Origin of the sequence: Brevibacillus sp. FSL K6-6036 (genome assembly GCF_037964015.1) — a bacterium.
GTDB lineage: Bacteria > Bacillota > Bacilli > Brevibacillales > Brevibacillaceae > Brevibacillus > Brevibacillus borstelensis.
The window spans coordinates 5122118-5134154 of the sequence record NZ_CP150173.1 but is presented as its reverse complement, the minus strand read 5'-3'; the positions used below and the strand labels follow the sequence as shown (position 1 = coordinate 5134154).

Genomic DNA, 12037 nt, shown 5'->3' with positions numbered 1-12037 from the left:
TTTCATGCGTTTCGCAGCACTCGCTCCTTGCCCGCTTGCGGGCCGCTAAGTCCATAAGGAGGTGAAAAGGTATGCGTCAATACGAAGTGATGTACGTATTGCGTCCAGACCTTGAAGAGGAGAAAATCAAAGCTAACGTTGCACGTTACAGCGAAGTTGTAACCAGCTTTGGCGGAGAAGTAACCAAGCTTCAAGAAATGGGCAAGCGTCGTCTTGCGTATGAGATTCAAAAGTTCCGTGAAGGTTACTACGTTTTGATGAACTTCAAAGCGAATGCTGACGCTGTTGCGGAAGCAGATCGTCTCATGAAAATCAACGACGACATTATCCGCTTCTTGTTCGTACGTGAAGAGAAGTAATTGTCGTCTCGGGCAGAGGGGGACCCAAGATGAATAAAGTCATTCTCATCGGCAACCTGACAAAAGATCCGGAGCTGCGCTATACGCCAAACGGCGTGGCCGTTACTACCTTTACCCTGGCGATCAACCGTCCGCGTACCAACCAGGCAGGCGAACGCGAAGCCGACTTTATTAACATCGTCGCATGGCAGAAGCTGGCTGACTTGTGCGCTACCTATCTGCGCAAAGGCAGACAAGCGGCTGTGGAGGGCCGTATTCAAACGCGCTCTTATGATAATAAAGAAGGAAAAAAGGTTTACGTAACGGAAGTCGTCGCTGAAAACGTCCAGTTCTTGGGCGGAAAAGGCGGAGAAGGCGGCGGTTACGATCCAGGCTTTGGCGGCATGAAGCCGTCGGGCGGTCAGAGAGATGAGATGGATGCGTTTGGGGATCCCTTTGCGAATACAGGCAAGCCGATCAACATCTCGGATGATGACTTGCCGTTCTGACAGGTGACATGACCAAATTGTTTTTTGAATACTGTTAAAGTCGCTTAAACCCTTGAGAAATCAAGGGTTCTTTTTATTTTTCTAGGATATAATTTTGTGCCAGTCATTTACAGAGGAAAAATAAATTACATGACCTATGCAGTTCGTGGTAAGACCTGGTAAAGTTCTGGTCTGGGTGTAACCCAAAGAAGCATTAAATAATGCTCTGGCCAAAACAATTCAATTAGTCTTGCAAATTGCCGCACTTGTATGTCACAATCAATAGAGATTCGCTGAATGCCCTTGTGGTTTTTCACGCGAACCTGACAACGAGTGTGGAAGAGGCCACGAACCATTTCGCCGTGGGTGTAGCCTTCATCACTCGTTTTTTCTTTGTTCAGTTCGAAAAGCGCAACGGCTAATAATGTCTCAGCGGCGAACAATAGCTCGAAATGAGCATGGTGATGCGCTTCGGATTGGGCATGGCACTTTTCAAAAGCCAGTTCCTGCTTGGCTGCACGAAAGAACACTTCGATCCGCCAGCGTTTTACGTAGGTCTGCAATGCTTGCTCCGGCGCATCAAAGCGGTTACTGATGAGCAAGTACGCGCCTCTGTAAGTGGCAGGGGACTCTTCCTCTTCTGTCTGGACGGGATTCGAATCGGGTTGTTCATCTTCCTTTAATCGCATGGCGACAACAGCGGCGATCGGTACAAATCGTTGTTTGGTCACTTGCTTTCCTTTTCGATTTATAGTGGTGTAAGGGCGCTTCATGTAAATACCCGGAATGGAAATGGAACTCAATCCGGATGTCGCTTGACGAGTCAAATCCTTGAACACTTCGCGGATGAGCATGACCGGAGTCAGCGGCACGAAGCGTTCTCGACGGGTACCGGGTTCAATGACTTTACGGAATAAAGCGGTGTTGCGCTTGGCCTTGGTTACCCAATCAAAGTTGTTTTCTTCTAGGAATACGAAAAATTTCTTGCACAGATACCACCGGTCCATCGCCACCCACAGTCGGCATGTGACGGATTCACGCAGCATCAAAAGCATCTGTCTGGCCAGATCCAGCTTCGTAAGACCCTCACCCTTCGTTTCCGGCTTATGCCACACGCGGTAAAACAACGGATATTCTAATCCGCTTTTTAGGACAGCTTGCAGGACCACAAGATTCATCGCCCATGCATATGTTTTTGTGGAATGGTCGTAGAGCCAGCTGAGAAACGGAAGTTGTTTGGCGTAGGGATGCGCACTATGCGTATCATCGAGATTGACCACATCCCCATCGGAGAGTCGGGTCAGGGTATCTTGCTGCAATCGCTCGACACGCTTTTTTCCAAAGGTCATCCAGGCAAAGCTAGTCGTGAAGAAGCGGCTCAACGTATACTGAGTGAGCTTCCAGGGCTGGAACATGACTTTCAGCAAGGCATCCTTGTCGGCTAACTGTGCCATTTGAACAACGGATGAACAATTGGAAACGAGACCGACGACATAAAGGAAGCAAAGGAGCCAAGACGGTGTTCCACTACGCTTCATCATGCCGGATTGGGAGAGCAGCAGAGAGAAGTCAAAACGATCCCACAAACTTTTTAGGACGGGGGCTCCCGCGCATTCACTATGATTGAGCTCAGTAAATCTCGGTTTTTGTAACGCTGACATTGGCAAACCACCTATAATCTAGAAGATATACCCTGCAAATAGAGGTATCCTTCGCGATTATGGGGGTGTTTCCAAAATGTCAAGTGGTTTTTCGTCCTAATTTCGAGAAATTAGTGACATTTGTGCAGCAAAAACCACCGTTTACCAGTTAATGACACGAACTGCATAGATCATAATAAATTATTGGAAGTGAGGTGTGACTGTGCCAAAAAAATTTTAAGAAAAAATGGGGGAATTGAAACGAAAACTGGAAAGTTGATGTACTTATCAATAGAGGTGATAACAAAGTGCCTTTAAAAGTTGAGAAGACTCAGAGTGATAATGGGGTAGAGAATTTCGTTATAGTTGATGAAAACTACAACATTATTGAAGAAGTGGTCTTGTTCTTAAATTGGCTTGAAAAGAAAGGTATGTCTGCCGGAACACTTGAAACATATTGCAATGACCTCAAGGAGTTTTTTAGCTGGTTGGAATTCAGAGAGATGAAGTTTTATGAAGTAAGGAAAAGGGACATGCTTTCTTGGCTGGATTACCTTGAAAATAACGTTGGAAAGAGGAAGCCAAAGTCGGCGAGAACAAAAAACAGATATTTAGCCACTATCGCATCGTTTTATCGTTACTATGAGGGATTAGGGGGATGGATTGAATCAAATCCATTAATAATCAAAGATAATATAAAACATAATCATTATTTAAATCATCCCGTAAGCAGGAAATCCCTTGACTTCTCCTTTTTCAGGGTGAAGGAGCCAAAGTTAAAGAATACAAGGCGATTAGCACGATCCCACATTGAGGCGTTGTATGAGGGAATTGAACAAGTGCAAAGTGAAGCTGATCTTGTTTTCAGGAATAAGCTTATATTTCGAATTCTGTATGAGACCGGATGTAGAATCGGGGAGTGTCTAGGATTACGGCTGAATGATTATGAATACCCCAAAGCCGGGAAAAATTATGGACTTCTGTGGTTTAGAACACATAGCCCGCTTTACCACAAGGATCACAAATTAAAAACATTAGAACGCCAAATACCGGTCAGTGCCGATTTAATATATAGCATTGACGAGTATGTATGTAATATAAGACCCGATTCTGGTCAATTTCAGACAATATTAGTGAATCATCGCCGACCGAATGAAGGTAAATATATGACTAGAGGTCCTGTGAATACATTTTTCAATGACTTATCACGATTAGTGGAGATTGAGTGTACTCCTCATTGGTTACGGCACACGCATGGCACTGAATTGAAGGAAGCAGGGTTTGACAATGTGTATATTCAGCATCGTCTTGGGCATAGCTCGATAAATTCAACAGCGAAATACATGCATCCTGATTTGGAAACACAAGGAATAGCGTATGAGAAATTCCAAAAACAAAGAAGGAGTGCTTTGTTACAATGAATGCCGCAAGTGTTAAATCGATAAACCCAAAAACTGATAAATGGGTATTATCAAAAAAATCTTCACTTGGAGACACAATGACATTTGATTTCACTTACTTGCCAAATCGCTGGTTTAAAAGGACGTTAAAAGAAATTACTATTGATAGTTTTACGCTAGGAAAGCCATCTTTTGAAACTTTAAATAGATATAATTATTCATTAAAACACTTCTTTAATTTCTATAAAGAGATGGATTTGAATCTAAAAACATTTGAGGAATTGACACACCAACATACACAGATGTTCGTTTTTTATCTTCAAAACCAAAAGATGTCCAACGCAACAAGGAACGTAATAATGGCCGCGTTAAAGTGGTTTGTCGAATACGGGCAATTTTTTGAATATGATGGGTTTCCAACAAAACAGGTTTTCGATGGCGAGGAGTATAAAGCATTAAAAACGGAGGATGTATTAAAAACTAGGTATATACCAGATACCGTAATGCGGCAAATTGAGAAAGCACTCCCTAAAGAAAAAAATACCCTCTTAAGGTGTTTAATTGAGATAGGTATTGATACAGGTGTACGTTTATCTGAAGCATTGGATTTAGAGGAAGGTTGCATTACAGAAGACTTTACAGGAAAACCAGTTCTTTACGTTAAATCTAAAAAGAATAATTCTGAGCGCTATATTCCTGTTTCAATTCGAGTAAAAAGAGCGGTAGAAACATTAACAGCAATCTCAATAAAAGCACGAGTAAGCTTAGGAACTAAATTGATTTCAACCCGTTGGATGCCAAATAGTAAGCGCTTTGATAGGTTAAATCAATATCAATTTAGAAGATGGCTTTCTACCTTTGTTAAAAAACATGATATTAGAGATACCGACGGCGAACTATACCCATTAACTTTTCACGCATTTCGACATACGTTAGGAACGGACATGCTCAATAGAGGAATGACAATATTCGAAATACAAGATTATCTTGGGCATGACTCCCTACACAGCACCGCGGGATATGCGAAGGTTCAGAATCCAAAAATTCAAAAGGAATATAAGAAGCTTGGGTTCGTCGGTGTAATTACAAAAGAGATCAATAAAGAAAGCTTAGGTAACGGAAGATATGATACTAAAACGTTAAAGGCATCAGCTCTTCCCGACGGCGTGTGCAGAAAACCGATAAATAACGAAGGAAGGGTATGTGCAAAATTCAATTTATGCATAATATGCCCTAAATTTATTACAACACCTCAACATCTCTCGATTCACAAGCAACATTTAGAACGACTTAGGGCCGATAAAGAGGCGTATATGGCCTCAGAGTTTATTGGGTCAGTAAATCATCTAGAAACCATCGAGTACGCCTTAGAAACGATTATAGAGCGGCTGGAGGCGTTGTGAGCATGGAAATGGATAAAGCAAAGGATCTTAAGCTTATAGATTTCGATGGCAGTAATAAGGAACAAAATTTTCGTTGTGGGAATAACTATTTTTCAGATAATGTTTGGGATTTTAACGGGTACGTGAGAATTGGGCATATGTCTGGTTCAAGGTTAAAGTTAAAATTCAACTTTGTTGAAAACAAGCCTAGAATGTTGCATGTGGTGAAATGGTTTATGGTTCATGAACTATTAACAGGTAAATTTCTTACAGCGAAACGAAGTTTAGATGGTGTAGTACGGTTTGTAAAATTTATTGAGGAAGCTGCGCCTGAAATTGAGGGTTTTTCCGAAATAACCTATGACTTGTTGAAATCATACTTTACGTATTTGCTGGATGCAAAAAGCGAAACAACGGGGAAGCCCTTAGGTGGTGTTGCAATAAAAAAGTGTGCATTTGCGATTAAAGAGATATTACTGAAGGGTAATGTAAAGGGTTGGGGAGTCCCTGAGGATGTTCGATATGTTCAAAATTTGTATGATGAAATGATTACCTTTAACAAAAGTATCAAAAGGGATAGCAAGAAAGCAGAAGAAATTGTGAAAGAAAAAATTGAAGATGAGGATCTGATTGACCGGATTGTAAAAGTTGCTATGGAGGATCTGGATAAGAGTGAAAATATACTTACGGCTTCGAGTGTTGTTCTTTCAACTCAATTGGGGCTGCGTATTAGTGAGCTCATCACTATTTATAGCGCCTCAATTAAGGAAATAGGTGGGGACACGATGCTGATATATTCAACTGGAAAGTTGAGCCCCGAACCAGTAGAGGTTTATAAACCAGCGAATCAATTAGTGGTGTATGCGATGGATAAAATCAAAGAATTTGCAGCGCCATTACAAAAGGAATCTGGGCTTCCATATTTGTTCCTGTCCAGAAATAGAAACAAAAAGGGATACCCTGTTGGATTGGCATCGCATGCAAATTGGAATAAGAATTACTTGCGCCCATGGATTAAACAACATAATATCCGAGATAAGAACGATGAATTAATTGACTTCACTAGCCATACATTCCGTCATGCATTTGCAAGCTACGCATTAAAGGGTGGAGCATCGATAGAGGTAATTAGCCAACTCATGAATCATAAATCAATTCGGGGAACAACTCATTATACTCATTTATTTAAAAAAGATGTTGAGAGTAAGTTTTCTTCCGTTCTCCATGAGAATGCTGTTATTACAGGGGTTAAAGCGTTAGAAATAAAAGAGAAACTAAAACAACACAATCCATTCAAAGGGAAAACTATAGATCAAGTGAATAAAATACGCAGAGCAATGAAAATCCAAGTGCTTTCTCACGGATTATGTCTGCACCACCCAATGCGAAACGAAGCTTGTGCAGGCGACGGTGTATGCCTTGGTTGCCAAAACTTTTTAACAACTCCTGAATTCCTAGAAGTTCATAAGGGACGACTGGAGAAGGTACAGAATGAATTATCTACGGCATCTAGTAATGGCCCTTATGAGGCGAAATTAAAAACAATTGAGAATTATTTGCTTGGAATTATACGAGATTTAGAATTACAAATGAACTATCAAGGGAATAACGATAATTCTGAATATGTTTCACAGGATGAATTGGGGGTTAGGATAGTATGACCCAAGCGAAGCTAAGTGAAAATCTAGAAAAAATCGAAAAAGCGATAGCGAACCTCCGTCGAGGGAAGAAGAAACTGACAATCTCGAATATAGCCGAAAAGTCAGGAGTGCCAAGAAGAACGATCTATAATAGGCCTGAACTAAAAGAACGTTGCGACCAGGCAATATTGATTCAGGAGGAATTGGAACAAGCGTCTAAGGAAGCAGCGGCTGGTACCGAACCAATAACTAAATTATACGGCAGCAAATTACTCCAATTTAGATATGAAAAAGTGAAGAACGAGCTAAAGGAGCAGAAAATTATTAATGCAAAGATTTTGGAAAACAATAGAAAACTGGTTATTGAAAAAGATGAAATGAAAGGAACGATCCAAAGGCTTCAAGAGGATAATGAACGGTTGAGGGAGCAATTGCGGCAAAATCAAAATAATAAGGTGAGGAAAATAAAATAATGCGGCCACGTAATTAAGAAAAACGAAGGGGAGGTGTCTGATTTGATAAGATGGCTAAACCAAAATGAAGGAGCCTTGCTCAAAATAGTAAGTGTTTTATTTTTAGGGTTTGGGACAGGACTGTTTCTCGTTAGCGAATATGTATGGGCGTTGGAAAGTGGGTTGATTGGAGTTTTGATTTATGGAATATATCGATTTGGATCTAAGCTAGAAAAACATTTAAACGATGATAACGATCTCAATTGAATTTAGGTTGGTGTATTCGTGAAGATTAAGTGGCTAAAATTACACCGATATATTGAAGATAACATTAAGGGCGGTCTTGCAGATTTGACGGAATTTGAATGCTTTAATGATGAATTCAATGGTTTTCAATACAGATCATACGTCTTGAAAGATGTTTTTGACGAAGGAGAGCCTGATTTAATAACTGTTATTTTAGGGATATACGATATTGAGTCTGAATTCGAGTATGAACCTTCCATATTTCAGATACCGAGCACTATAATAAACAGATTACATTGTTTTGTTAATCGGGGATACACTTAGGCTGATGCATAGGCATGTGATACGAATATTACAGATATTTGAGTAGACCCAAGTAGACCATTAAATAACAGGGTAAACTTCGGTAAACCGGAGTTTGTGTAAAGTTTACTCGGTAGACTACTTTGTAATGTTGGAGCATCCAAAGCATTATGAGATACCAACCAATTAGCATCGTAGATGCGCTTGGGGCAGAACATCAATTTCATATTGCCCACAGACGGTTTCGATTAGTCTGTTGGAATCGTCTTACAGCAGGTTTAATTCGAGGACGTAAAAAGTTTTGTGTAAATGGTTAAACTTCCCATTAAGGAGATGATCATTTATGCAAGACATGAAAGACAAGACGATCAAGGAATTGGCGAAAGATTGCCGAACGGTCGAAGATGTTCACGAGATGCTGAAGAATCTGTTTAAGGATACGATTCAGCAACTGTTTGAAGCGGAGATGGATGAACACTTAGGTTACAGCAAGCATAGTTCTGACGGTGACAACACGGGAAATAGCCGCAATGGTTACAGCAAGAAAATTTGGTAACACCGAACTGAACGTTCCGCGTGATCGAAACAGTGAGTTTGAGCCTCAAGTCGTTAAAAAGCACGAAACGAGTAACCCAACGACTGGTGCGGACGCTGGGTATGGTAAAAGCGTAGATAGGCCGTAATGGCTTTACGAAGCGCCCGAGGGTCTTCGTACTCGTTCAAATAGATCTCCTCGTATTTGAGCGAACGAAAGAAGCGTTCCGTACGGCTGTTGTCTCGCGCTCGGCCCTTACCATCCATAGACACTTTTACCTGGTGCTTCACCAATAAATCCAAGTAATTCGGATTCGTAAAATGACTGCCCTGATCGCTGTTTATGATCTCGGGCTGACAGCGCCCCAGCGCCCGTTTCAGGCACGTCAGGACGAAAGCCTTCTCCAATGTGCTGGAGAGCTCGTAATCGATGATTTTGCGGCTGTACCAGTCGATAATCACAAAGAGATACATAAAGCCTTTGCCCATCCGCAAATACGTAATATCAATTCCCCAGACCTGGTTCGGACGATCAATGGCCAAGCCGCGCAGAAGGTAGGGCCGAATATACTGGGCATGATATCGTTTGCTTAAGTTCGGTCCCGGATAGATCACTTCAATTCCCATCAGGCGCATCAGCCGCTGGATGCGTTTGCGGTTCACGGCCCATCCCTGTTCCCGCAATTTGCTTGTCATCCGCCGATAGCCGAAATACGGATGCTTCGTGTACAACTTGTCGATCTCATGCATCAGTTGTACGTTCTCCGGCGCTTCCTGCCGCACATCCCGCCGCCGATACACGTTCGTACGATGGATCCCCAGCAACTCTGCTTGGCGCTTGATGATGATCTCCCGGTTATCCCGTTCCACCATGGCTTGCCGATCTCTTGTCGATGTCTTAGAGACCAGATTTTTTTTTGAGCCAATTGACTTCTAGCGTCAGTTGGCCGACCAGTTTCTCCAGTTGCTCTTGCTTGTCCTCATAGTTCCTTTTGATCTTCTCGGCTTCCTTTGTTTCCCGGCCGAACACCATGGAGGCTCGCTCCAGAAACTCTGCCTTCCACCGGCTCAACATGACTGGGCTGAGTTCGTACTTCCCTGCGATCTCATTCACCGTCTGCTCTTCTCTCAGCACTTCCAGGACGACCTTCGTCTTAAACTCTGCGGTATATCGGTTTCGTTTCTCCATGGCTTCAGTATAACTTATTTATCGCCTCCCTGTGTCTCACCCTATGGGTTCATTGTATACTTCAGCTATCCGGCGGAAATACGCAGAATGATCTATACGACCAATATCATCGAGGGGTATCACCGCCAACTTCGAAAAGTAACGAAAACAAAAACGGCTTATCCATCGGATGATGCCTTGCGGAAGATTATCTATCTTGCCACGATAGACGCATCCAAAAAATGGACTATGCCGCTTCGAAGTTGGAAAGAATGTATATCGCAGCTTGCCATCCATTTCGGAGACCGGCTGCAGGTGGAACTATCTGCATAACGCCTACCATGCGAGCCAGGCTTGACTTGGAGCCTCTACGGGCATGATTCCTTGCGATCGGGCGATAACTCGTAAACTCGTATCGCCAAGGCAATTTAGCCTATCATGCCCGCCCCTCCATGTAAAGCCTTCCCGAGTTACTTTGGCTTTTTGGTTCAAATTCATTTACACAAAATAATTTACATACCCTTTAATTCCTCTTTATCTGCTTGAATCTGGTGAAGTCACCCCCTGCACCATATGATATTTCGCATTACTTGCTCTGGCCGTATACGGCCCTACACTTCATTTTCTTAATCCCACACTTCAACTAATTATCTGCAGACACAGCAAGACTGCCAGCTCTTTAATGTAGGGCGCACAAGCTGGTCGACCGATAAAAGCGACAACAAGTTTCCTTCTATGGTTCCTCCAAGTAGCAGGATTGATGTCGTATTTCGTAGAATTATTAATATAGGACTATATGCTCAAACATCTGTTCTATGACATCGTGTTGTCAGTGAAACGTTATTAAAATAAAGGCATTACTGCACATAGGAAAGGATAATTGATATGGCATCAGCAAAAGCAGATATAAACTTTGAAAAGGATCTTTTTGAAGCCGCGAACCGGATGCGTGCAACGGTCGCTCCAGCTGATTATAAGCATATTGTTCTACCGCTCATTTTCTTGCGCTACCTTTCTTTGCGCTACGACAAACGTCGCAAGGAATTGGAGAAGCAATTGAGTGACCCCAACAGCCCAATGTATTTCAGTGATGCGGAAATCGTTCGTGAAATTCTGGAAGACCGCGACCAATATATTGCTGAGCGCGTTTACGTGTTGCCTGAGGAAGCGCATTGGTCTTACATAGTGAAAAACGCCAAGCAGCCCAACATCAAAGAGATTCTTGATAACGCCATGAAACTGATTGAAACAGAGAACGAGGATTTGGTTGGCGTACTGCCGCGTATCTATCGGAGCACGAACCTTCCAGTTGAAAACCTTGCTTCGCTTATTGAAATTTTTTCGCGCGATTCATTCAGTTCGTCCAGTGACGATGCTGTGGATGTATTGGGACGCGTATTCGAATATTTTATCGGGAATTTTGCTTCGAGCGAAGGCAGCCGCGGTGGCCAGTTCTTTACGCCGAGTTCCATTGTTGAACTGTTAGTTACAATGCTAGAGCCAGAATCGGGCACCATTTTGGACCCTGCCTGTGGATCAGGTGGCATGTTTGTCCAATCCCAACGTTATGCCAAAAACAAATACGCACTCTCGTTTTATGGTCAGGAAAGTGTGGATCTTACCGTGCGATTAGGGAAAATGAACGTACTAATGCACGGTATTAACGCCGATATCCGGCTCGGAGATTCGCTCCTCAACGATCAGTATAAGGATCAGCAATTCGATTTTGTGATAGCAAATCCGCCTTTCAATCAAAAATTGTGGGGGGCCGAGAAGATCCTAAAGAACGATCCGAGGCTCATTACGGACTATGACAAGGCCGTAACGGACGGCAACGCGAACTACATGTGGATGCAGCACTTCCTTTATCACCTGAAAGATGGAGGGACGGCTGGTTTCGTCATGGCGAACGGAGCAATGACGACAAATAACTCTGGTGAAAAAGATGTCCGTCAAAAGTTGGTGGATGAGGGATATATCGATTGCATCGTACAGTTACCGGAGAAGTTATTCTTTACGACGGGTATTCCTTGTTGTTTATTTTTCTTGAGCAAAAATCGTAATGGAGAGAAAGGTTACCGGGAGCGAAAGAACGAGGTGTTGTTCATTGATGCTCGGAAGAAAGGTGTAATGGTAAGTCGGAAGCAGAAGGCGTTAACGGAGGAGGATGTTGCGGAGATTGCGGCGACTTACCATACATTCCGTAGAGTGGAAGGTAAATTTGATGGTATTGACGGCTTTTGTAAGGCGGCGACCGTAGAAGAGATTCAGCGTAACGACTACAGGTTGACGCCAGGGATTTATGTGGGGACAGGAGAGACAGAAACCGATGATTCGCCATTTGAGGAAAAAATGACGGAACTGATGGGGCGTTTGCAGGAGCAATTCGCTGAATCGAATAAGTTGCAAGAACGAATTATCAGGAATTTAGAGGGGTTGCTGTAGA

10 protein-coding genes and 2 pseudogenes are annotated in these 12037 nt (G+C 42.7%); 10 read left to right on the top strand and 2 right to left on the bottom strand.

The annotated features are described in order from the left end of the window. Positions 1-71: 71 nt before the first annotated feature. Both rpsF and ssb read left to right on the top strand, forming a co-directional pair. Positions 72-359, top strand: coding sequence for a 30S ribosomal protein S6 (gene rpsF, locus NST37_RS24905; RefSeq protein ID WP_003388833.1), 288 nt, complete (start codon positions 72-74; stop codon positions 357-359). Between the two features lie 29 nt (positions 360-388). Beyond that, a complete protein-coding gene (ssb, locus tag NST37_RS24900) occupies positions 389-847 on the top strand; it encodes a single-stranded DNA-binding protein (RefSeq protein WP_003388831.1) in 459 nt (152 codons plus the stop codon). A gap of 134 nt (positions 848-981) precedes the next feature. Here ssb and NST37_RS24895 read toward each other — a convergent pair whose 3' ends face one another. Next, positions 982-2487 carry a transposase gene (locus tag NST37_RS24895; RefSeq protein ID WP_203237022.1) on the bottom strand — a complete coding sequence of 502 codons (1506 nt, stop codon included), beginning with the start codon at positions 2485-2487 and terminating at the stop codon, positions 982-984. A gap of 287 nt (positions 2488-2774) precedes the next feature. On the opposite strand from NST37_RS24895, the gene NST37_RS24890 reads away from it, so the two are divergent. The 6 genes and pseudogenes from NST37_RS24890 to NST37_RS24865 form a co-directional block, all read left to right on the top strand. Further along, the gene (locus tag NST37_RS24890; protein WP_339186053.1) at positions 2775-3887 is read left to right on the top strand and encodes a tyrosine-type recombinase/integrase; all 1113 of its coding nucleotides are present in this window, start codon (positions 2775-2777) and stop codon (positions 3885-3887) included. Next, positions 3884-5269 (top strand): tyrosine-type recombinase/integrase, encoded by a 1386-nt coding sequence (locus tag NST37_RS24885; RefSeq protein WP_339186051.1) that lies wholly within the window; start codon positions 3884-3886, stop codon positions 5267-5269. The genes NST37_RS24890 and NST37_RS24885 overlap by 4 nt, the downstream gene beginning before the upstream one ends. 2 nt (positions 5270-5271) lie before the next feature. After that, positions 5272-6909, top strand: a complete 1638-nt coding sequence (locus NST37_RS24880) for a site-specific integrase (RefSeq protein ID WP_339186049.1) — start codon at positions 5272-5274, stop codon at positions 6907-6909. Further along, positions 6906-7361 carry a hypothetical protein gene (locus NST37_RS24875; RefSeq protein ID WP_339186047.1) on the top strand — a complete coding sequence of 152 codons (456 nt, stop codon included), beginning with the start codon at positions 6906-6908 and terminating at the stop codon, positions 7359-7361. The genes NST37_RS24880 and NST37_RS24875 overlap by 4 nt, the downstream gene beginning before the upstream one ends. Positions 7362-7403: 42 nt before the next feature. Further along, positions 7404-7607, top strand: a complete 204-nt coding sequence (locus NST37_RS24870) for a hypothetical protein (protein ID WP_339186045.1) — start codon at positions 7404-7406, stop codon at positions 7605-7607. A 625-nt stretch (positions 7608-8232) separates the two neighbouring features. Further along, positions 8233-8521 (top strand): annotated as a pseudogene (locus NST37_RS24865) (transposase); the annotation flags it as partial. Here the strand turns inward: NST37_RS24865 and NST37_RS24860 are convergent. Continuing rightward, positions 8499-9612, bottom strand: a protein-coding gene (locus NST37_RS24860; protein WP_339186043.1) for an IS3 family transposase whose coding sequence is annotated in 2 segments (ribosomal slippage) — positions 8499-9341 and positions 9343-9612 — 1113 coding nt in all. Because the reading frame shifts where the segments join, the coding sequence is not laid out codon by codon here. The pseudogene NST37_RS24865 and the gene NST37_RS24860 overlap by 23 nt on opposite strands. A 57-nt stretch (positions 9613-9669) precedes the next feature. On the opposite strand from NST37_RS24860, the pseudogene NST37_RS24855 reads away from it, so the two are divergent. Together NST37_RS24855 and NST37_RS24850 are read left to right on the top strand one after the other, a co-directional pair. Further along, a pseudogene (locus tag NST37_RS24855) lies at positions 9670-9924 on the top strand (transposase); the annotation flags it as partial. Between the two features lie 552 nt (positions 9925-10476). Continuing rightward, positions 10477-12036 carry a class I SAM-dependent DNA methyltransferase gene (locus tag NST37_RS24850; RefSeq protein ID WP_339186041.1) on the top strand — a complete coding sequence of 520 codons (1560 nt, stop codon included), beginning with the start codon at positions 10477-10479 and terminating at the stop codon, positions 12034-12036. Position 12037: the final 1 nt, after the last annotated feature.